Origin of the sequence: Janthinobacterium sp. YR213, from assembly GCF_900099875.1 — a bacterium.
Classification (GTDB): Bacteria; Pseudomonadota; Gammaproteobacteria; order Burkholderiales; family Burkholderiaceae_D; genus Janthinobacterium; species Janthinobacterium lividum.
The window spans coordinates 238,708-258,203 of the sequence record NZ_FNDA01000005.1 but is presented as its reverse complement, the minus strand read 5'-3'; the positions used below and the strand labels follow the sequence as shown (position 1 = coordinate 258,203).

At 64.6% G+C, this 19,496-nt stretch carries 19 protein-coding genes; 12 read left to right on the top strand and 7 right to left on the bottom strand.

What is annotated here, in order from left to right; translation table 11 throughout:
* Window positions 1-23 precede the first annotated feature (23 nt).
* Window positions 24-1,418, bottom strand: a complete 1,395-nt coding sequence (gene fumC / locus BLT98_RS22225) for a class II fumarate hydratase (RefSeq protein WP_092611559.1) — start codon at window positions 1,416-1,418, stop codon at window positions 24-26.
* A 172-nt stretch (window positions 1,419-1,590) separates the two neighbouring features.
* On the opposite strand from fumC, the gene BLT98_RS29270 reads away from it, so the two are divergent.
* On the top strand, window positions 1,591-2,718 hold the full coding sequence (locus BLT98_RS29270; protein ID WP_170846468.1) for a type IV pilus assembly protein FimV: 1,128 nt from the start codon (window positions 1,591-1,593) through the stop codon (window positions 2,716-2,718).
* 417 nt (window positions 2,719-3,135) lie between these two features.
* Here BLT98_RS29270 and BLT98_RS22205 read toward each other — a convergent pair whose 3' ends face one another.
* On the bottom strand, window positions 3,136-3,387 hold the full coding sequence (locus BLT98_RS22205; RefSeq protein WP_306508864.1) for a flagellar protein FliT: 252 nt from the start codon (window positions 3,385-3,387) through the stop codon (window positions 3,136-3,138).
* 288 nt (window positions 3,388-3,675) lie between these two features.
* On the opposite strand from BLT98_RS22205, the gene BLT98_RS22200 reads away from it, so the two are divergent.
* The 3 genes from BLT98_RS22200 (at window position 3,676) to BLT98_RS22190 (ending at window position 6,825) form a co-directional block, all read left to right on the top strand.
* Entirely contained in the window at window positions 3,676-5,760 is a 2,085-nt protein-coding gene (locus BLT98_RS22200) for a M13 family metallopeptidase (RefSeq protein WP_170846467.1), read from the top strand.
* A gap of 68 nt (window positions 5,761-5,828) precedes the next feature.
* Window positions 5,829-6,464, top strand: coding sequence for a class I SAM-dependent methyltransferase (locus BLT98_RS22195; protein ID WP_092612031.1), 636 nt, complete (start codon window positions 5,829-5,831; stop codon window positions 6,462-6,464).
* Window positions 6,465-6,639: 175 nt separating this feature from the next.
* Window positions 6,640-6,825 (top strand): CsbD family protein, encoded by a 186-nt coding sequence (locus BLT98_RS22190; RefSeq protein ID WP_034759763.1) that lies wholly within the window; start codon window positions 6,640-6,642, stop codon window positions 6,823-6,825.
* 72 nt (window positions 6,826-6,897) lie between these two features.
* Here the strand turns inward: BLT98_RS22190 and BLT98_RS22185 are convergent, their stop codons facing one another.
* The 3 genes from BLT98_RS22185 to BLT98_RS22175 form a co-directional block, all read right to left on the bottom strand.
* Entirely contained in the window at window positions 6,898-9,105 is a 2,208-nt protein-coding gene (locus BLT98_RS22185; protein ID WP_092611547.1) for a S9 family peptidase, read from the bottom strand.
* A gap of 191 nt (window positions 9,106-9,296) precedes the next feature.
* Complete coding sequence (locus BLT98_RS22180; RefSeq protein ID WP_092611543.1) at window positions 9,297-10,136, bottom strand: PhzF family phenazine biosynthesis protein; 840 nt, start codon at window positions 10,134-10,136, stop codon at window positions 9,297-9,299.
* Between the two features lie 18 nt (window positions 10,137-10,154).
* Window positions 10,155-11,549 carry an MATE family efflux transporter gene (locus tag BLT98_RS22175; protein ID WP_092611540.1) on the bottom strand — a complete coding sequence of 465 codons (1,395 nt, stop codon included), beginning with the start codon at window positions 11,547-11,549 and terminating at the stop codon, window positions 10,155-10,157.
* A gap of 202 nt (window positions 11,550-11,751) precedes the next feature.
* Between BLT98_RS22175 and BLT98_RS22170 the strand changes: the two genes are divergently transcribed.
* The 6 genes from BLT98_RS22170 to BLT98_RS22145 all read left to right on the top strand — a co-directional run bounded on the left by BLT98_RS22170 (window position 11,752) and on the right by BLT98_RS22145 (window position 16,767).
* Window positions 11,752-12,429, top strand: coding sequence for a beta/gamma crystallin family protein (locus tag BLT98_RS22170; RefSeq protein ID WP_092611537.1), 678 nt, complete (start codon window positions 11,752-11,754; stop codon window positions 12,427-12,429).
* A 168-nt stretch (window positions 12,430-12,597) separates the two neighbouring features.
* Window positions 12,598-13,470 (top strand): beta/gamma crystallin-related protein, encoded by an 873-nt coding sequence (locus BLT98_RS22165; protein ID WP_092611533.1) that lies wholly within the window; start codon window positions 12,598-12,600, stop codon window positions 13,468-13,470.
* Window positions 13,471-13,572: 102 nt separating this feature from the next.
* Window positions 13,573-14,550, top strand: coding sequence for a beta/gamma crystallin-related protein (locus tag BLT98_RS22160; protein ID WP_170846466.1), 978 nt, complete (start codon window positions 13,573-13,575; stop codon window positions 14,548-14,550).
* Window positions 14,551-14,709: 159 nt separating this feature from the next.
* A complete protein-coding gene (locus BLT98_RS22155) occupies window positions 14,710-15,399 on the top strand; it encodes a beta/gamma crystallin-related protein (RefSeq protein ID WP_070282568.1) in 690 nt (229 codons plus the stop codon).
* Between the two features lie 132 nt (window positions 15,400-15,531).
* Complete coding sequence (locus BLT98_RS22150) at window positions 15,532-16,452, top strand: DnaJ C-terminal domain-containing protein (protein ID WP_092611527.1); 921 nt, start codon at window positions 15,532-15,534, stop codon at window positions 16,450-16,452.
* Between the two features lie 3 nt (window positions 16,453-16,455).
* A complete protein-coding gene (locus BLT98_RS22145; RefSeq protein ID WP_034759737.1) occupies window positions 16,456-16,767 on the top strand; it encodes a chaperone modulator CbpM in 312 nt (103 codons plus the stop codon).
* Window positions 16,768-16,770: 3 nt separating this feature from the next.
* Here BLT98_RS22145 and BLT98_RS22140 read toward each other — a convergent pair whose 3' ends face one another.
* The gene (locus tag BLT98_RS22140; RefSeq protein WP_034781896.1) at window positions 16,771-16,998 is read right to left on the bottom strand and encodes a hypothetical protein; all 228 of its coding nucleotides are present in this window, start codon (window positions 16,996-16,998) and stop codon (window positions 16,771-16,773) included.
* Window positions 16,999-17,172: 174 nt separating this feature from the next.
* The gene (locus tag BLT98_RS22135; protein WP_034781899.1) at window positions 17,173-18,087 is read right to left on the bottom strand and encodes a LysR family transcriptional regulator; all 915 of its coding nucleotides are present in this window, start codon (window positions 18,085-18,087) and stop codon (window positions 17,173-17,175) included.
* Window positions 18,088-18,220: 133 nt separating this feature from the next.
* Here BLT98_RS22135 and BLT98_RS22130 point away from each other — a divergent pair, with 133 nt between their 5' ends.
* Both BLT98_RS22130 and BLT98_RS22125 read left to right on the top strand, forming a co-directional pair.
* A complete protein-coding gene (locus tag BLT98_RS22130) occupies window positions 18,221-18,826 on the top strand; it encodes an FMN-dependent NADH-azoreductase (RefSeq protein WP_092611525.1) in 606 nt (201 codons plus the stop codon).
* A 153-nt stretch (window positions 18,827-18,979) separates the two neighbouring features.
* Window positions 18,980-19,486: a Cif family virulence factor gene (locus BLT98_RS22125; RefSeq protein ID WP_167468637.1), complete on the top strand. Its 507-nt coding sequence runs from the start codon at window positions 18,980-18,982 to the stop codon at window positions 19,484-19,486.
* Window positions 19,487-19,496 lie beyond the last annotated feature (10 nt).

Sequence of the window (19,496 nt, the reverse complement as noted above, 5' to 3'; positions counted from 1 at the left end):
CCAGGAGGAATGCAGGCTGAGCCTTAACTTTTGTTGGGACGCGTCATCTCCAGGGGCACGATCCACGCGCCGAATTGCTCTTCCGTCACAAAGCCCAGGGCCAGCGCCGCTTCCTTCAGGGTCGTGCCTTCATGCTGGGCCTGCTTGGCGATTTGCGCCGCCTTGTCGTAGCCGATGTGCGGCGCCAGCGCCGTGACCAGCATCAAGGAACGCTCCATCAGTTCGGCGATGCGTTCGCGGTTCGGCGCGATGCCGTGGGCGCAATGCTCGTCGAAGCTGCGCATGCCGTCGCCCAGCAGGCGCGCGCTTTGCAGAAAGTTGTGCGCAATCAAGGGTTTGAAGACATTCAGCTCGAAATTGCCCGAGGCGCCGCCCACCGTGATGGCGACGTCGTTGCCGAAGACCTGGCAGCACAGCATGGTCAGCGCTTCGCACTGGGTGGGATTGACCTTGCCCGGCATGATGGAGCTGCCCGGCTCATTTTCGGGGATGGTGATTTCGCCCAGGCCGGAACGGGGGCCGGAGGCCATCCAGCGCACGTCGTTGGCGATTTTCATCAGGGCCGTGGCCAGGGTTTTCAGCGCGCCATGGGCGGCGACCAGGGCGTCGTGGGCGGCCAGGGCGGCGAACTTGTTGCTGGCCGTCTCGAACGGCTGGCCCGTCAGGCGCGCCAGCTCGGCCGCGATGCGGCCGGCAAATTCCACGTGGGCATTCAAGCCCGTGCCCACGGCCGTGCCGCCGGCGGCCAGTTGCAGCAGCGGCGGCAACGCTGCCGTGATGATGTGCTCGGCAAAGTCCAGTTGCGCCACGTAGCCGGAAAATTCCTGGCCCAGGGTCAGCGGCGTCGCATCCTGCAAATGGGTGCGGCCGATCTTGACGATGTCGGCAAATTCCGTGGCTTTCGCATCCAGGGTGGCGCGCAGCTGGCGCAGCGGCGGCAAGACCGTGTTGGCAACGGCCAGAGCGGCGGCCACGTGGATGGCGGTCGGAAAGATATCGTTCGAGGACTGGCCCAGGTTGACGTCGTCGTTCGGGTGCAGCAGGCGCTCGGCGCCCCGCAAGCCGCCGATCAGCTCGGAGCCGCGGTTGGCCAGCACTTCGTTCATGTTCATATTGCTTTGCGTGCCAGAGCCCGTCTGCCAGACGGCCAGCGGGAATTCCGCGTCGTGCTTGCCGGCCAGCACTTCGTCGGCCGCCTGCGTGATGGCGATGGCTTTCTTGCCATCCAATAGACCCAGGTCCAGGTTGACGTGGGCGGCCGCGCGCTTGACGGTGGCCAGGGCGGCGATCAGTTCGGGCGGCATCTTTTCCGTGGAAATGTGGAAGTGCTCGAGCGAGCGCTGCGTTTGCGCTCCCCACAGCCGGTCGGCGGGTACGTCGATCGGGCCGAAACTGTCGCGTTCGATTCTGCTACTCATGACATCCCTTTCATCGATAGAGGTGGATCGAGTGTACTCCAGGCGCAAAAAAGGCACAGGATGATGCTGTAATGCATCATTTTTACCCTGGCCTATCTATATTTTTGCGTTTTCCTGCCGTTAAAGACAGGCGAGTTCCCCTTATTTATCCTGTTATCAAAGTGATCAGTCCATGCAGAGCAGCAGCCTTCCCCGTTGGTCCCTGATCGCGTGCGCCGCCGCCAGCCTGGCCTTGCCGCCCGTCATGGCGGCCGAACTGGGCGAGATGGCGGTGCTGTCGCATGTGGGTCAGCCTCTGCTGGCCGAAATCGAACTGACGGCCCTGGCGCCCGAGGAAGCCAATGGCGTGGCCGTGCGCCTGGCTTCGCCCGATGTGTACCGCGGTGGCGGCATCGGCATGGATCCGGCCCTGCAAACCTTGACGATCAGTCCGCTGGAACGCGGCGGGCGCCACTATGTGCGCGTGAGTACCCGGCAAGCGATCCAGGCGGGCCATGTGCATCTGTATTTGTTGCTGGGCAGTGGCAATGGCGCCGTCGTGCGCCTGGGCACCGTGTGGCTGACGGCGGCCCCGCCTGCTGCCGCTGCCGTCAGTGCGCCAGTCCGGCCCGCGATTCCCGTGCCCGTACCCATATCCGTATCCTCACCGCTGCCACGGGCTGCGGCCGGTGCGCCGTCACCCGATGCCGCCGCGCTGGCGGCCCGCGCGCGCGCCGAGGGCCTCGTGCGCCCGGCGCGCGTGTTCGTGCCGCCGGCCGCGCCCGCGCCGGCTGTACCCGCGCTGCGTCCGGCGCCGTTGCGCCGCGCGACGGCGCCCGTCGCCGCTTGCGCGCCGCAGGCCAATGTGGAGCAGGCGCAAGCGTGCGTTGCGCTGGATGAGAAAAACGCGGCTTTGAATGAGAAGCTCGGCGAATTGGAAGGCAAGCTCGGCGCCTTGCAAAAGGCGCTGGCTCAGCCTGCCATCGCTGCCGCCGTCGCTGCGCCTGCTGCCGCGCCGGCCGAGGCGCGGGTGCCGCATGCCAAGCCCAAGCCCCTGGTGCCGCCAGCGGGCGAGAAGGCGGCGGGCGGCAATGGCTTGCTGTGGCTCGGCATCGGCACTCTGGTCTTCCTGTTGCTGACGGCGGTCATCGTGTATGTCGCGCGCAAGCGCAAGCAGGCGGCCGGGCCGGGCGCGCCGTCGAAATACTGGGTCTTGCTGCGCAAGCCCTTCAGCCGCAAGAAGAAGGATGTGCCCGTGCTGACGGAAGCGGTGGAAGGCGGGGTAGGGGCCGAGCCGGAACCGGAGCCGTTTTCGCGTTAACGCGATGCAAGGCGGCACGACAATTTGATATAAAAAAAGATATTGAAAAAATACATGGAAACGCTTGCCAATCGCGTTGCTTATTTCTTAAAGATGGTGATATGATTAATTCAGTGGACTTGCTCTACGATAAAACAGCCCCAGCCTGGCGCAGTCACCAACGATAGTGTGGCGCGGCAAACAGGTGTAGCGTTGCATAAACGCCTGGGTCTGGAAGCGGTTTGCGATGCCGACGATGTGCTCGCGAACGCCGGATGCAACCGGCAGCGAGGCGACGCCAGGAGATACCTGGGGCTCGCCTTCCAAATTCCCCCCCCCTCCTTGCCTGGTGCCGCAGATGGCGCGCTCCCTGGCACGGAGGCAGACGCAAAAAAAGCACCCGCAGGTGCTTTTGTCGTTTCTGGTGCGGCAAGTTTCTTACATGCGGGCGCGCGAACCCGGCATGGCGCTCGGCAGCTGCGTCATCCACGGTTCCGTGATGCTGCGGATTTCGCGGTCATTTGCCAGGATTTGCTTGAGCAAGTCGATCTTGCGCAGGCGCGAGGCGCCGGCCAGGGCGGGTACCTTGCCTGTCATGGTCGCGCTGGCGGCGCTGGCGCACTGGTTTTCCAGGGTATCCAAGCCATCCCAGTCGCTCGAACGTGCGGCCACGACCATTTTATTGGTCATTCCTGCAATATTTTCATACATCGAGAGAACGTCGTTGGAGGTCATGAGCACACCCGTAACTAGTGAATGGATTACCGCTTGTCTAGATTAACGGCAGCTGCAACGGGAACTTGAGGGTGTTTTTGAAAAAAAATGAAAATAATTTAGATGATTGCTTACTTGCTGCCGGAATCGCCTCCCAAGCCGCATGCCTGCTGGCGTCGTGGTGACAGGGGAATGTGTTGCGGCGCTTCAAAACGCGTTATGATTTTGCATACTACTGTCGTTACTTTGCCTGAAAGGATCACCATGCGCGTTGTCACTGCTGCCGCTTCCTCTTTCCCTGCTTCCTGGCGCAAGCGCGCCATGGCGCTGGCCCTGTCCGGCATCACCCTGGCCGGAGGTCCCGTCCACGCGCACGGCCAGGATGCGGCCGCCAGTCCTGCCGCCGCGATGGCGGCACCCACGGCTGTCTTGCCCGGCGACGATTTTTACGATTACGTGAATGGCGACTGGCTGCGCGGCACGGAGATTCCCGCCGACCGTAGCAGCTGGGGCTCGTTCGCCATCCTCGCCAATGCGACCAACGAGCGCATCATCGCCCTCGTCGAAGGCCTGGCGGCGGCGCCGCAGGCGGATGCATCGGCGCGCCAGGTCAGCGATTTCTACCGTTCCTGGATGGATGAGTCAGCTATCGAAGCGCAAGGCTGGGCGCCGATCAAGCCGCTGCTGAAGAAGATCGATGGCATACGCGACCAGGCGGGGCTGGCCCGCGCGCTGGGCGAGAGCTTGCGCGCCGATGTCGATCCGCTCAATGCCACCAATTTTTATACGGAAAACCTGTTCGGCCTGTGGGTGGCGCAAGACTTGAACGACACCACGCGCAACGTGGCCTACCTGCTGCAGGGCGGGCTGGGCTTGCCCGACCGCGCGTTCTACCAGGGGGAAAGCGCCCGCATGCAGGGCTTGCGCGCGGGCTACCAGGCGCATATCGCCGCCATGCTCAAGCAGGCTGGCTACCGCGATGCGCCGGCCCGCGCCGCGCGCGTGTTTGCGCTGGAGCAGCAAATTGCCGCCAGCCATGCCAGCCGCGAAGATTCGGCCGATGTCGCCAAGGGCAATAACGCGTGGCGTGCAGCCGACTTCGCCAGCAAGGCGCCGGGCCTGGACTGGAAGGCCTTCTTCCAGGCGGCGGGCCTGGGCAAGCAGACGGATTTCATCGTCTGGCACCCGACGGCCATGACGGGCAGCGCGGCGCTGGTGGCGAGCGTGCCGCTGGCCACATGGAAGGATTTCCTCGCCTTCCACGCGATCAACCATTTCAGCACGACCTTGCCGAAGGCCGCCGCCGACCAGCGCTTCGCCTTCTACGGCAGCGCCTTGAGCGGCACGCCGCAGCAGTCGCCGCGCAGCAAGCGCGCGCTGGCGGCAACCAACGCGGCCCTGAGCGACGCCGTCGGCAAGCTGTACGTGGAGCGCTATTTCCCGCCTGAATCGAAAGCCCGCGTGCAAGACATGGTGACGAATATCGTCGCCGCCTTCTCGCGTCGCATCGACAAGCTGGACTGGATGGCGCCGGCCACCAAGGCGCAGGCGCAGGAAAAACTCAAGACCCTGTACGTGGGCGTCGGTTATCCGGAACGCTGGGACAACTATGCGGGCTTGCGCGTGGTGCGCGGCGATGCGCTGGGTAATGTGCAGCGGGCGGAACAGTTCCATTACCGGCAGGAGCTGGCCAAGCTGAGCCAGTCGCCTGACCGCAAGGCCTGGGCCATGCCGGCACAGCTGGTCAATGCCGTCAACCTGCCGCTGCAAAATGCGCTGAACTTTCCGGCCGCCATCCTGCAGCCGCCATTCTTCGACCCGCAGGCATCCGATGCGGCCAACTATGGCGGCATCGGCGCCACCATCGGCCACGAGATCAGCCACAGCTTCGATGACCAGGGCGCCCAGTTCGACGCCCAGGGCAAGCTGCGCGACTGGTGGACGCCAGCCGACCTGGCGCATTTCCAGACCGCATCCAAGCAATTGGTGGCGCAGTTCGCGGCCTACAAGCCGTTTCCCGACCTGAGCGTGAATGGCCAGCTGACCCTGAGCGAAAACCTGGCCGACCTGGCCGGCGTGGCGGCCGCGCATGACGCGTTCACCTTGTCGCAGCAGGGCAAGCCGGCGCAGGCGGATGCGGACCGCGATTTCTTCACGGGTTATGGCGTCAGCTGGCGCAGCAAGGCGCGCGAAGCGGCGGCGCGCCAGCAAATCCTCACGGATGGCCATGCGCCGGCGCAATACCGGGCCGCCACCGTGCGCAACCTCGACGCCTGGTACCCGGCCTTCGACGTCCAGCCGGGGCAGCAGCTGTACCTGGCGCCGGAACAGCGCGTGCGCGTCTGGTAGTTATAAAGCGGTGCCAGCGCGCAGTGCGCTGGCACCGTAAAATGGCGGCACATATCGACAGGACCGCCATGAAGCCAACCCCACCGCAAGACCCCATCCACGCCATCACCCATCGCACCCTGGCTCATTACGACGCCAGCGCCGAGCAGTTTTTCGAAGGCACGCGTGACCACGACGTCAGCCAGAACATCGCCGCGCTGCTGGGGGCCATCGGCAAGCCGGCGCCCCTGGATATTCTCGACCTGGGCTGCGGCCCTGGCCGCGATCTGAAAGCGTTCACGGCCATGGGCCACCATGCCACCGGCGTCGATGGCTGTCCCCGCTTCGTCGAGATGGCGCGCGCCTACAGCGGCTGCACCGTATGGCAGCAGGATTTCGTCGACCTCGATCTGCCCGCAGCGCACTTCGACGGCGTGTTCGCGAATGCAGTGCTGTTCCACGTGCCCAGCGCCGCCTTGCCCGGCGTGCTGCGCGCTTTGTACGCGTGCCTGAAGTCCGGTGGCGTGCTGTTCAGCTCGAACCCGCGCGGGCAGAATCAGGAAGGCTGGAATGGCGCGCGCTATGGCAGCTATCACGACGAAGCGACGTGGGCCGCCTACGTGCAGGCGGCCGGTTTTACCTTGGTCGAGCAGTACTACCGCCCGCCCGGCTTGCCGCGCGACCAGCAGCCGTGGCTGGCCACCGTGTGGCGCAAGCCCGTGTGATCGCCGATATTGGCGCAAATTGAGCATGTGTTAGGAACCGTACAGAGCCTTTGATCCCCCACCCCGTAGTATGGACACATCGACACGCAGCAAGCAGTTTGCAACAGCGTGTGAGCCGCAGTACCGGCCCTTCGGGGCCGGACAACAGATGTACCAACTACAGTGAGGATCCATCATGAACAAAGATCAAGTCGAAGGTAAACTGAAGGAAGTCGGCGGTAAAATCCAGGAAGCCGCTGGCAAAGTCGTCGGCAGCGAAGAACAGCAAGCCAAGGGCCTGGCAAACCAGGTCGAAGGCAAAGTGCAGAAGAAGGTTGGCGATGTGAAAGACGCGGTGGAAACCGTCACGCGCAAACCTTAAGCTGACGCACGCTCAATAAAAAAACCGCCGCCTGTCGCGAGACAGGCGGCGGTTTTTATTTGTGGGTACGTTTTACTTCGCTACGCCCAGGTTCTGCTTGAAGAACATTTCAATTTTCTTGTACACGTGGCGCTGGCCCGCGCGCGACGAGATGCCGTGCTTGGCGCCCGGATACGTCATCAGGTCGAATTGCACGCCGCGGTTCACCAGCGCGTCGATCAATCGCGTGCTGTTGCTGAACAGGACGTTGTCGTCGGCCATGCCGTGCACCAGCAGCAGCGGCGACTTCAGGCCGTCGAGGTGGGCGAACACGGTACTGGCCTTGTAGCCATCGACGTTTTCCTTCGGCATGCCGAGGAATTGCTCCGTGTAGTGGGTGTCGTACAGCGACCAGTCGGTGACGGGCGCCACCGAGACGCCCATGGCGATCTTGTCCGATGCCGCCGACAGCAAACGCAGGGTCATGAAGCCGCCATAGCTCCAGCCGAACACGCCGATGCGTTTCGCGTCCACGAAGCTTTGCTTGCCCAGCCAGTCGATGCCGACCAGCTGGTCCGCCACTTCGGCCGCGCCCAGGTTGTGGTAGATGGCGTCCGTGAATGCGCGCTCGCGGCGCGACGAACCGCGGTTATCGAGGCGGAAGACGACAAAGCCCTGCTGCGCCATGTACTGGTCGAAGTTGTTGCCCCAGCGGCGAGCCACGTGCTGCGAGTGCGGGCCGCCATACGTCGACAGGTAGACGGGGTAGCGTTTGGCAGCGTCGAAGTTCGACGGCTTGACGATGGAGTAATGCAGCGTCTGGCCATCGTTGGCTTTCAGGGTGCCGTACTCCGTCGGCAGGTGGTCCGCCTTGTATTTCGCGTATGGGTGGCTGGCGTTCAGCGCGTTTTCTTCCAGCCAACCCACCATGGCGCCGTCCGGGCGGCGGATGCTCACTTGCGGCGGTGTGGCCGGGTCGGAATACGTGTCGACAAACACTTCGCCATTGCGCGAGAACGTCGTGTCGTGCCAGCCATCGGCTTTCGTCACGCGCAGCGGCTTGTCGGCCGTGCTGCCATCGAGGGCCAGCGCGTAGGTCTGCTTGTCGATCACCGCGTCGCGGTTCGACGAGACGAACACCTTGCCCGTCTTCTGGTTCACGGCCAGCACGCTGTCGATGCCCCATGCGCCCGAAGTGACCGGGTGCAGCAGCTTGCCGCCCATGTTGTACAGGTACAGGTGGTTGCGGCCCGTGCGTTCGGACGACCAGAGGAAGGTGCCGTTCGACAGGAAGCGCAGGTCGTCATGGATGCTGACCCAGGTCTTCGACGTTTCCGTCAGCAGGGTGCGCTGCGCCAGGGTGGCCGCATCGACGGCGACCAGGTCGAGGGTCTTCTGGTCGCGCGACTGGCGCTGGTACACGAGCGACTTGCTGTCCGCGCTCCAGTCGGCGCGCACCAGGTAGATGTCCGGGTTCGTGCCCAGGTCCACCTGGCGCTGCGCGCCCGTTTCCGGCGAGACGATCAGCAGTTGCACCAGCACGTTCGGGTCGCCGGCAGCCGGGTAGCGCTGCTCGACGACGTCGGTGCGGTCGGCGAAGATTTCGAAGCGGCGCACGACGGGCACGGGTGCTTCGTCATAGCGTTTATAGGCGATGGCGGAATCGTCGGGAGCCCAGTAGTAGCCGGTGCGCTGGCCCATTTCTTCCTGCGCCACGAATTCGGCTTCGCCGTTGCGGATGGTGCCCTTGCCGTCCGTCGTCAGCTGGCGTTCCTGGCCCGACTTCAGGTCGATCACATAGATATTCTGGTCGCGCACGAACGACACATAGCGGCCTTTCGGCGAGATTTTCGGGTCGAGCACATTGCCCTTGGCGACCAGGCGCGCCTTGTCAGGGTGGGCCGCGTCGACCAGGTACAGATTGCCGGCCAGCGGCACCAGCAGCTGCTTGCCATCGGGCGACCAGCTGTAGCTGAGAATGCCGTTCAGGCTGGCCGTGCGCTCGCGTTCGCGGCGCGCCTGCTCTTCGGGCGAAATCGTTTCATTCGGCACCAGCGCCTTGGAGTCGACCAGGCGGTGCGTGCTCTTGTCCTTCAGCTTGAATTCCCACAGGTCGAGCTGGAACTGGTTGTCGGCGCGGCCGCGCAGGAACGTGACGCGCTCGCCGTCGGGCGAGACCTTCAGGTTGCGCACGCCGGGGCCGGCCAGCGCCGGATCGGCGTGGATGCGTTCCAGGGTCAGCTTTTCAGCCGATGCGGGAACGCTGGCCATCGCGGCCAGAAAACAAAGAATAAAACGCATGGATGTCTCGGTAGTTGGAGGAATGAATGGCTCTGCATGCAAAAGGCGCGCTTGAGCGTTGCCTAAGCGTAAGACGATACCAGAGCGTGCCTGTTTATGCGATAGCTCCGGCCACGGAATAAGGCGTTCCTGGCCGTATTTCCTTCGATGGAAATATCCGATCGCCACTCATTCCATGGCGCTTTGCCTGGTCAGGCCAATATCGACCCTGCGACCACGGTCAGGCATGCGCCGCCTATCCAGGCGTGGCCATCGCGGAAATTGACGGACACGCGGCCGTCGCGCTGCAGGCAGGTACCCTGGCGCACGCGGTAGTCGGCACCCGCCAGCAGGTGGGCGATGCAGGCGTTGGCGCTGCCCGTGACGGGATCCTCGACCAGTGCGCCGTGCTCGCTGAGCAGAGCGCGCACTTCGTAATCGGCCGGCCCGCCGGCGCCGTGCGCGCCGTAGAGGGCCAGTCCGTCAGCGCTTGACGCGGCCAGCAATGCCGTCAGCGCCGCGATGTCGGCATGGACGGCCAGGCAGGCCGCGGCGTCCAGCAGCGGCACACACAGCCAGCGGATGCCCATGTCGACGATGGTGCCGCCAGCGGCCGCCGCGTCGCCCAGCGCCGTTTGCAGCAGCGGCAGCAGCGCAGAGGGGAGCGTGCGCGCGGTGCAGGGCGGCGCCTGGAACGCCAGCATGCCGCCGGCACCGCGTTCTATCTGCACAAGGCCGACGCCGCATTCCTGCACGATGCGCGCGCCCTTGGGCTGCATGCCCGCATCGAGCAGGGCATGCGCCGTGCCCAGGGTCGGGTGGCCGGCGAACGGGAATTCCATCTCGGGCGAAAAGATTCGCACGCGGTAATCGGCGGCGGGATCGCACGGCGCCAGCACGAAGGTGGTTTCCGACAGGCCCGTCCAGCGCGCGATCGCCTGCATCTGCGCGTCATCGAGGCCATTCGCGTCGAGCACCACGGCCAGCGGATTGCCCAGGAAGGGCACCGCGCTGAAGACATCGACTTGTCTGAAGGGGCGTTGTTGCGGCATGGTGGCTTCCTCGCTGGCTTATCGGGCTGTGCGCAGGCGCTGCAGCGACAAGCGGTTCAAATACCAGGTCAGCAGCACGGCCGCCACCGTCAGGCCCGTGACGAGGCCGATCCAGAAACCGGCGGCGCCCATCGGCTCGGCCGGCGACCAGATGAAGCCGGATGGCGCCAGGCCCAGCACGTAGCCGATCGGCAGCGAGAAGCCCCAGAACGCCAGCAACTGGATCAGCATCGGCTGGCGCGTCACCTTGTAGCCGCGGATGGCGCAGGAAGTGGCCACCTGCGTGGCGTCGGACAGCTGGAACAGGGCGGCGAACAGCAGCAGCTGCGCGCACAGGGCCTGCACCTGCGGGTCGGACGTGTAGGCTTGCGCGATCTGGTGGCGGAAGATGGTGATGACTGCAGCCGAGACGATGGCCGCCGTCAGCGACATGGCCACGCCCACCCACGAAATGAAGCGGGCCTTGCGCAGATTGGCTTCGCCCACGGCGTGGCCCACGCGCGTGACCAGCGCGATGCCGAACGTGAGCGGCACCATGAAGACGACGGACGAGAAATTCAGGGCGATCTGGTGCGCCGACACCTGGATCACGCCGAAGCGCGCCACCAGCAGGCTGATGACGCCAAAGGCGCTCACTTCGGCAAAATAGGTCACGCCGATGGGCAGGCCCAGGCGCAGCATGGGGCCGATGGACGACAGCTGCGGCCCTTCCCAGTGCGTGAACGGATACGTGGCGCGGTAGGCGGGCGCGATCCTGATCCAGGCCAGCATGGCCAGCAGCATCATCCACACGCAGCAGGTGGTTGCCACGGCGCAGCCCACGCCGCCCATCTTCGGCATGCCCCAGTGGCCGTAGATCAGCAGGTAGTTGACGAGGATATTGAGGCCCAGCGCGGCCAGCGCGATGACCATCACGGGCTTGGTCTGGTTGATGCTGGTGCTGTAGCCGTACAGCGCGCGGTAGGCGGCGAACGGCGGCAGCGCGCAGCTGATGATGTGCACGAACAGCTTGGCCTTGGCCGCGACGGCGGGTTCCAGCATCAGGTGGTCGAACACCAGCGCCGCCATGTTCGTCAGCAAACAAGCCACCAGGCCCACGAGCAGCGCCTTCCACAGCGACTGGCGCACGATGTGCGGCACCCGGTCGTGGCGCGCGGCGCCGATTTCATGCGCCACCAGGGTATTGATCGCCATCATGATGCCGCTCACGGTAACGAGCACGATGGACCAGATGGCCGCGCCCAGCGACACGGCGGCCAGTTCCTCGGGATTCGTATGCCCCGTCATCGCCACGTCGGCCGCGCCCATGCCGACGGTGGCCAGCTGGCCGATCAGGATGGGCCAGGCCAGCTTCCACAGAGACGAGACTTCAGTGCGGATGGCGGGCAGGGTGAACGAGGTAGTGTGTGGCATGGGCGGCAAGCTTGACTAAACACAAGATTCTACCGGCATTCGCCGTGCTTGTCCGCCGCCGCTCCCGGGAGATGTCCGGAGGGGCGCCGGGCGCGGTAATCATTTGTTACAGCTAAGTGGACCGGTCGCGGATAGACTGCGTGCTCTATTTGGCAAAATGACCAAATAGTCAACCGCAGTACCCTGACTATGGAGTAAGACCATGTTGAAGAAAGCCTTGAATTGCGCCCTGTTGCTGGGCGCCGCCATGACGGCCGAACTGGCCGGCGCCGGCGAACTGACCCTGTATTCGCGCGACGATTATCACGGCCGCTCGCAGACCGTGCGCGACGCCGTCGCCGACCTTGAAGACCTCCGTTTCAACGACACGACGCAAAGCATCCGCGTGCGCTCGGGCCGTTGGGAGGCATGCGAGGAAGCCGATTTCCGCGGCGCCTGCTTCCTGCTGGAGGCGGGCGAGTATCCCTCGCTCGATGGCCGCGCCAACAAAATCACCTCGCTGCGCGAAGTGCGCGGCGGCTGGGGTGGTCATCCGGGCCGCGATCGCGACGGTGATCGTGACCGTGGGCGCGACTGGGACGGCCGCCGCGACCGCGACCGTGAGCACGGCCATTTGCCAGGGCGCTCGCTGGGCGGTGAACTGACCTTCTATACGCGCGACGATTTCGCCGGCCGCAGTTTGACCGTGCGCAACGCCTCGGCCGATTTGCGCGAGCGCGATTTCAACGATACGGTGCAAAGCGTGCGCGTGCGCTCCGGCTATTGGGAAGTGTGCGAGGACGTGGATTTCCGCGGCCGTTGCCGGACACTGGTCCCCGGTGAATACGCGAGCCTGGAGCGCATGAGCAACCGCATCTCGTCCGTGCGCGAAGTGCGCTGACGCCAAGCGGGCAGGAACGGCCGGTCCCTGCCGGGGCCGGTTATTGCTTTTGGTAACAATTTATTGTGCTTTTCCCATACTTTGTTACACCGTTTTTTCTACGGATGGCTACACTGACATCAGTTGTCATGTCGATCACTAAGCTTTGCCGCCACCGGAGACCGCCCCATGAATCGCCCATTCGCCTTTGCACTGCTGTGCGCCAGCTCGCTGTTTGTCCATCTCGCGGCGCAGGCCGGCGAAATCCGCCTGTACACCGATGATAATTTCAAGGGACGCGTAGTCGTCTTGCGCGATACGACGGATGACCTGTCGCGCGTCAGCTTCAATGACACCGTGTCGAGCATCCAGGTCGATGCGGGCAGCTGGGAAGTGTGCACGAACGCCGATTTCAAGGGCGATTGCAAGACGCTGGAACGGGGCGACTACCGCTCGCTGCCGGGCATGAACGACAAGATCTCGTCCGTGCGCGAAATCGGCGGCGGGCAGGGTAGCGGTAGCAGCGGTGGTCGCCGCGCGGCGCTGGAACTGTATGCCGACGGTGGCCAGCGCGGCGCCTCGGCCGGCGTGAATGCGGACCGCGACGACCTGGTCGACATCAGCTTCAATGACCGCGCCAGCAGCGCGCGCATCGAGCATGGCTACTGGCAGCTGTGCAGCGATTCGAACTACCGTGGCAGCTGCCGCGTGTTCGGGCCTGGCAGCCACGATGACCTGGGCAGCCTGAACGGGCGCGTATCGTCGGCGCGCCTGGTCGATCCGCGCGAAGAAAACCGGCCGCAAAACGACGAAGGCCTGGTGGTGCTGTACGGCCGCGCCTTCCTGAAGGGCCCGGGGCTGCAGGTGAACCGCGACGTCAGCGACCTGGTGCGCCTGAATTTCAACGACCAGGCCGGCTCCATGGTCATCAATGAAGGCACCTGGGAAGTGTGCACGGACTCGCAGTTCAACGGCACCTGCGAGCGCATGGGCCCGGGCAAGTATGAAACCCTGGGCACGACGCTGGACAAGCGCATTTCCTCGCTGCGCCGCCTGTATTGAGCGTGTGATCGAGTTTTGCCCGTGGCCTTGTATTTGTTACACTAGCATCCTGGCGCAAGCGCCAGGCAAATCATCACCAAAGAATGAAGAATGGAGTTAATCATGACGGGCCCTTTCAAACATGCTGCGGCATGCACCGCAACCTTGCTGCTGTCGCTGGCGGCCCATGCCGGCGCCCATGCGGGCGAAATCACCCTGTTCGAGGATGATAATTTCCGTGGCCGCGCCGTGACCCTGCGCGAAACGACGGACGATCTGTCGCGCATGGGCTTCAACGACAAGGCGTCCAGCATCATGGTGCGTTCGGGTACCTGGGATGTGTGCACGGACTCCGGTTTTCGCGGCAATTGCCGCAGCCTGGGGCCAGGCGAATACCGCTCGATGCCTGGCATGAACGACGCCATCACCTCGGTGCGCGAAACGGGGCGCGGCGATGGCTACAATCCGGGACGCCCCGGGCGCGATCCAGACCGTGGCCATGGCGGCTATGGCCGTGGCGGCAGCCTGGAAGTGTATTCGGGCGCGGGCCAGAATGGCGGCTCGGCGCGCCTGAACCGCGACACGGACGATTTCGTCAGCATCGGTTTCAACGACCGCACCAGCAGCATCGTCATCTATAACGGCTACTGGCAGCTGTGCAGCGACTCGAACTACCAGGGCACTTGCCGCATTTTCGGCCCGGGCCGTCACGACGACCTGGGGCGCGGCCTTGACGGGCGCGTCTCCTCGGCGCGCATGGTCGACGAGCGCGAAGCGCGCCGCCAGCAGCAGTATGAGCGGCCGCAGTACGAGCAGCCGTATCCGCAATACCAGCAGCCGCAGTACCAGCAGCGCGGCGCCGTCCTGCTGTTCCCCGAGGCGGGCATGCGCGGCGAACCGCTGGCGCTGGATCGCAGCACGGAAGACCTGGTGCGTCTCAATTTCAATGACCGCGCCTCGTCCATCGTCGTCAACGAGGGCCAGTGGGAAGTGTGCAGCGATTCGAACTTCCGCGGCCGCTGCGAAGTGATCGGGCCGGGCGAATATGGCCGCCTGAATGGCATGGAAAACCAGATTTCCTCGCTGCGCCGCGTGCGCTGACCGCGTCCTGACGCCGTGCTGACAGGCCGCCTGCCGGGAATGCCCCGCCAGGCGGCTTTTACATTCCCAGCCGTGTGCTGACATTTGCTTGCCCTTTGTTACACTCGCCGCCTGCCGCCTGGACTACACTGGCGAAAATGTCTCAGTATTGGAGTTGTCATGGTTCGATCTTTCCGCCCCGCGCTGCTGTGCGCCGCCACCTTCCTCGCCCCCCTTGCCGCATCCGCGGGCGAAATCACCCTGTTCGAGGACGCCGGTTTCCGCGGCCGTCCCGTCACCCTGCGTTCCGATGCGGGAGATTTGTCGCGCATGGGCTTTAACGACAAGACCTCCAGCGTGATCGTGCGCTCGGGCACCTGGGAAGTGTGCAAGGACGCCAATTACCGGGGCAACTGCCGCACCCTGGGACCGGGCCGCTACAGCAGCATGCCGGGCATGAACGACGCCATCTCTTCGGTGCGCGAAGCGGGCCGCCCGGGCCATGGCGGCGACCACCACCGTCCCTACCCGCCGCGCCCTCCGCGTCCGGAGCCGGAGCGTCCTTACCCCGGCCATCCAGGTTATCCCGGCCACGGCGGCGGCCACCGTCCCGACATGAATGGCGCCGTGCTGATGTTCCCTGACGCCGGCATGCGCGGACGGCCCGTGCGCCTGGACCGCGAAGTGCATGACTTGAACCGCTATGGCTTCAACGACCGCGCCGAATCGATCGTCGTCAATTACGGCCGCTGGGAGTTCTGCGTCGATGCCAATTTCCGCGGCCGCTGCGTGGTGATGGGGCCAGGCAGCTATGGCCGCCTGCATGGAGGCCTGGACCGCCGCATTTCCTCGGTGCGCCGCGTGCGCTAGGCATTTTCCGCTGCCATTTTCACCGCCCGCGCGCCCCGTGCCCCGCGGGCGGTGTTGTATTGTGCGCACGCGCTGTCGGCGCCAATTCGTGTACTCTTCCCATAGGCAGTTCAACCATGGGGAGCAAGCACGGTGGAATACAAGGACTACTACAAGGAGCTGGGCGTCGAGAAGACGGCGACCGAGGCCGAGATCAAGAAGGCGTACCGCAAGCTGGTGCGCAAATACCATCCCGACGTGAGCAAGGAGCCGGACGCCGACAAGCGCACCAAGGCCCTGAACGAGGCCTACGGCGTGCTGGGCGACGCGGAAAAGCGCGCCGCCTACGATGAACTGGGCCGTAACCAGGGCGCGCAGGGCCAGCCCTTCCGTCCGCCGCCGGACTGGGGTTCGGGCTACGAATCGTCGGGCGCCGACGACAGCGATTTCTTTGCCGACCTGTTCGCCCACGTGGGCGGCCGGCGCCGCGCCAACAGCACCTTCCAGATGCAGGGCGAGGACAGCCACGCGGCCATCACCATCGACCTGCGGGACAGCTACCAGGGCGCCAAGCGCCACATCGTCATGCGCGTGCCCGAAGCGGATGCGCAAGGCCACGTGGTAACGCGCGAGCGTACCCTGGAAGTGACGATACCGAAAGGCGTCACGGAAGGACAGCAGCTGCGCATGAAAGGGCAGGGCAATCCCGGCAGTGGCGGCGCTCCCGCCGGTGATTTGTACCTGGAGATCCGCTTCCGGCCCGATGCGCGCTACAAGGTGGAAGGGCGCGACGTGTTCGAGACGGTGCCCGTCACGCCATGGGAAGCGGCGCTGGGCGGCGAGATCGACGTGCCCACGCCATCTGGCACGGTGTCCGTCAGCGTGCCGCCCAATTCGCAGACGGGGCGCAAGCTGCGCCTGAAAGGGCGCGGCATTCCCGCCGCCCAGCCGGGCGACCTGTATCTGCTGCTGGAAGTGGTGCTGCCACCGGCGAACGACGACAAGGCGCGGGAACTGTATGCAACCATGGCGCGCGAGATGGCTTTCAATCCGCGCCAGAAGCTGGGAGGGTAAATCATGACAAACAAGGTAATTGGCGAATTGCTCGAAGACCGTGCCCTGAGCCTGGAAGAACTGGCGCGCGCCTGCGCCGTGGAACCGGACTGGGTGGTGCAGCACGTGCAGACGGGCGTGCTGCTGCAGGATGGCCCGCCGGCGGGGCAGCTGACGGCCTGGCGCTTCACCAGCCTGGACCTGGTGCGCGCGCGCCGCCTGCACGAAATCGAATCCGTGTTCGACGCGAACGCCGAACTGGCCGCGCTGGTGGTCGACCTGTCGGAAGAAGTGGCGCGTTTGCGCCGCCGCCTGCACGTGCTGGGTGTCGAGTAGCCCTTATGCAGGCTCGCCGTGCCGCTGCACGGTGAGCCTGCCGATATAGAATTGCCCATTGACGACGACCCGGTGCGGGATGCCGGCCACGTCGAAGCCGGGGCCGCCGTCTTCCATCCATTCCTGCGCCAGCGAGTCGAACTGCTGCGGCGTCATGCGCAGCATCTGCGCCGTGATGACGAAGCGCGCGCCAGGTTTTTGTTTGTTGACGAAGTCGTCGATGCCGGCCATGTGGTTCCTTATTAAAGTGTTACCCGCATCATACCTGTGTCAATTGTGAACTCACAACGCCTAACAAAACCGTAGCGAGCGGCAGCGATTTGTGGCTAAGAAGCGCAACCGTACTTTAGTACGGTGAGCATCGCAGGCCGCAAAGCGCGACGCGCAGTAGGTTTTGTTTGGCGTTTAAAACCCTTGGGCCAGCAACGGCAACTGCTCCGCAAACCGCTCCGTCAGCCACTTGCCAGCCTGGCCCGGCGGCGTGTCGGCGCGCTGGATCAGGTAAATCGGGTAATTCTCGCCATTGTCGACGGCCAGCGGCAGGTGCACCAGGCGGCCTTCGGCCAGGTCTTCCCGCACCATCGCTTCGGGCATGTTGCCCCAGCCCAAGCCCGCGCGCAGCAGCGCGTGCTTGGAACCGAGGTCGCCCAGGCGCCAGTTGCGCAATCCCAGCACGCCAAAATCCTGGCCCTCCGTCAGCACGCTGCGGTCGCTGAGCACCAGTTGCACGTGTTCGCGCGCCACGCTGGAGGCAATCGGCCCTGCCTGCTGCGCCAGCGCGTGGCTGGGGGCTGCCACGGGAATCAGGCGCACATGGCCGACGGCGAGGCGCTCGAAGACGCTGGCCGTGGCCGTCATCCAGCCACCGAGGCCGATGTGGCAGCTGCCATCCATCACCAGCTGCGCCACGGCGCCCATGGCTTCGATGCGCAGGCGCAGGGCGACGGTGGGGAACTGCGCCTGGAACGCTTCCAGGACGCGGACCAGCACGCAGGTGGGAAACATCACGTCCACCACGACCGATACTTCCGCTTCCAGCCCGCCCGCCAGCGCCTTGGCGCGCGCGCGCATGCCGTCGACCTTCAGGGCCACGGCGCGCGCGTCGGCCAGCAGGGCCTTGCCCGCGTCAGTCAGGGTGGGTTTGCGCTTGCCGCGGTCGAGCAGCACCACGTTCAGCTGTTCTTCCAGGTTGGCGATGGTGTAGCTGATCACCGATTGCGTGCGGTGCAGCTGGCGCGCCGCGTGGGCGAAGCCGCCCGCGTCGATGACGGCGACAAACACGCGCAACTGGTCGAGCGAAGGCTGGCCCGGTTCTCTCATGGTGACTCCATATCTAAAAATTCGATGCTAATCATTTATATTTATACGGTTTCATCGATGGTAGACCCGAACTATGCTGTGTGCAAGGGCCGTGATGCGGCATTCCAGTCTACCGTTTTCGAAGGAGCATTTCATGAGCAAGGTCTTGTACATCAATAGCAGCGTGCGCAACAGCGGTTCCCTGTCGCGTCAATTGTCCGGCGAATTCGTCGCCAAACTGGCCGCGCAAGGCGCCAGTGTCGTTGAACGCGACCTGGCGGCGCAGCCCGTGCCGCACCTGACGGAAGAAGTGATGGGCGCCTTCTTCACGCCGGCCGACCAGCGCAGCGCGCAGGCGGCAGCGGCCGTGCAATTGTCCGATATCCTGGTCGATGAATTGCTGGCCGCCGACGTGCTGGTACTGGCCGCGCCCATGTACAATTTTTCCGTGCCGTCGACCCTGAAGGCGTGGATCGACCACGTGGCGCGCGCGGGACGCACGTTCCAGTACACGGCGACGGGCCCCGTCGGCCTGGCCATGGGCAAGAAAGCGGTTATTTTCACGGCCAGCGGCGGCGTCTACAGCGAAGGCCCGGGCGCCGCATATGACTACCTGAGCACCTATCTGCGCACGGCGCTGGGCTTCATCGGCATCACCGATATCGAGTTCGTGCAAGCCGAAGGCGTGGCCATGGGCGAGGAAGCCGTCAGCAGCGCGATCGCCAAGGGCCGTGCCTCGATCGAGGCGCTGGCTGCCTGAGTCAGGCTCTCCTCTAGTTCCAAAGAGGGATTGCCAATCTGCCATGGTTGACATAAGCTTGCCAGCGGCACGCCCCGTGCCAGCCTGGCGAGCCGTTCGCCATGAAAGTCCCTCATGCACAAGTTGGCAAGCGCGGTATTGTTCGGATGTTCCTTGTTTTCAGCAGGCATGGCGCTGGCGCAGACCGCGCCCCCTGCGCCGCCTCACGTGGGGCGCCACGCCTCCACGCCCGAGGATATCCGCGCCATCGAAAAAGTCGTCGCCGACTTCCAGGCGGCGCTGATCGCCAAGGATGTCAAGCTGCTGTCGTCGCTGCTGCTGCATACGAACATCCTTTTCGCCTCGCCGGCCGACGACGGTTTCATCAAGAAAATGCGCGACACGACGGACGTCCACTTCGACGGCGTCGGGGCGGCCGGCTATGTTGCATTCGCCAACTTCATCAAGCGCGAACCGCAGCGCACGGAAGAAAAATTCTACAACGTCAAGATCACCCAGGACCGCCATGTGGCGTGGGTCAACTTCGACTACGAATTCCTCGTCGGCGACAAATTGTCCAACTATGGCGTGGAAGCGTGGCAGATGGTCAAGCGCGATGGCGAATGGAAAATCCTCAGCGTCGTCTGGTCCATGCATCCCGCGGCCGAGGCGGGAAAATAGGCGCCAGACA

What these genes read in the sequence shown, in the direction of transcription:
- fumC (WP_092611559.1), bottom strand. Translation starts at nt 1,418, where the DNA reads ATGAGTAGCAGAATCGAACGCGACAGTTTCGGCCCGATCGACGTACCC.
- BLT98_RS29270 (WP_170846468.1), top strand. Translation starts at nt 1,591, where the DNA reads ATGCAGAGCAGCAGCCTTCCCCGTTGGTCCCTGATCGCGTGCGCCGCC.
- BLT98_RS22205 (WP_306508864.1), bottom strand. Translation starts at nt 3,387, where the DNA reads ATGACCAATAAAATGGTCGTGGCCGCACGTTCGAGCGACTGGGATGGC.
- BLT98_RS22200 (WP_170846467.1), top strand. Translation starts at nt 3,676, where the DNA reads ATGCGCGTTGTCACTGCTGCCGCTTCCTCTTTCCCTGCTTCCTGGCGC.
- BLT98_RS22195 (WP_092612031.1), top strand. Translation starts at nt 5,829, where the DNA reads ATGAAGCCAACCCCACCGCAAGACCCCATCCACGCCATCACCCATCGC.
- BLT98_RS22190 (WP_034759763.1), top strand. Translation starts at nt 6,640, where the DNA reads ATGAACAAAGATCAAGTCGAAGGTAAACTGAAGGAAGTCGGCGGTAAA.
- BLT98_RS22185 (WP_092611547.1), bottom strand. Translation starts at nt 9,105, where the DNA reads ATGCGTTTTATTCTTTGTTTTCTGGCCGCGATGGCCAGCGTTCCCGCA.
- BLT98_RS22180 (WP_092611543.1), bottom strand. Translation starts at nt 10,136, where the DNA reads ATGCCGCAACAACGCCCCTTCAGACAAGTCGATGTCTTCAGCGCGGTG.
- BLT98_RS22175 (WP_092611540.1), bottom strand. Translation starts at nt 11,549, where the DNA reads ATGCCACACACTACCTCGTTCACCCTGCCCGCCATCCGCACTGAAGTC.
- BLT98_RS22170 (WP_092611537.1), top strand. Translation starts at nt 11,752, where the DNA reads ATGTTGAAGAAAGCCTTGAATTGCGCCCTGTTGCTGGGCGCCGCCATG.
- BLT98_RS22165 (WP_092611533.1), top strand. Translation starts at nt 12,598, where the DNA reads ATGAATCGCCCATTCGCCTTTGCACTGCTGTGCGCCAGCTCGCTGTTT.
- BLT98_RS22160 (WP_170846466.1), top strand. Translation starts at nt 13,573, where the DNA reads ATGACGGGCCCTTTCAAACATGCTGCGGCATGCACCGCAACCTTGCTG.
- BLT98_RS22155 (WP_070282568.1), top strand. Translation starts at nt 14,710, where the DNA reads ATGGTTCGATCTTTCCGCCCCGCGCTGCTGTGCGCCGCCACCTTCCTC.
- BLT98_RS22145 (WP_034759737.1), top strand. Translation starts at nt 16,456, where the DNA reads ATGACAAACAAGGTAATTGGCGAATTGCTCGAAGACCGTGCCCTGAGC.
- BLT98_RS22140 (WP_034781896.1), bottom strand. Translation starts at nt 16,998, where the DNA reads ATGGCCGGCATCGACGACTTCGTCAACAAACAAAAACCTGGCGCGCGC.
- BLT98_RS22135 (WP_034781899.1), bottom strand. Translation starts at nt 18,087, where the DNA reads ATGAGAGAACCGGGCCAGCCTTCGCTCGACCAGTTGCGCGTGTTTGTC.
- BLT98_RS22130 (WP_092611525.1), top strand. Translation starts at nt 18,221, where the DNA reads ATGAGCAAGGTCTTGTACATCAATAGCAGCGTGCGCAACAGCGGTTCC.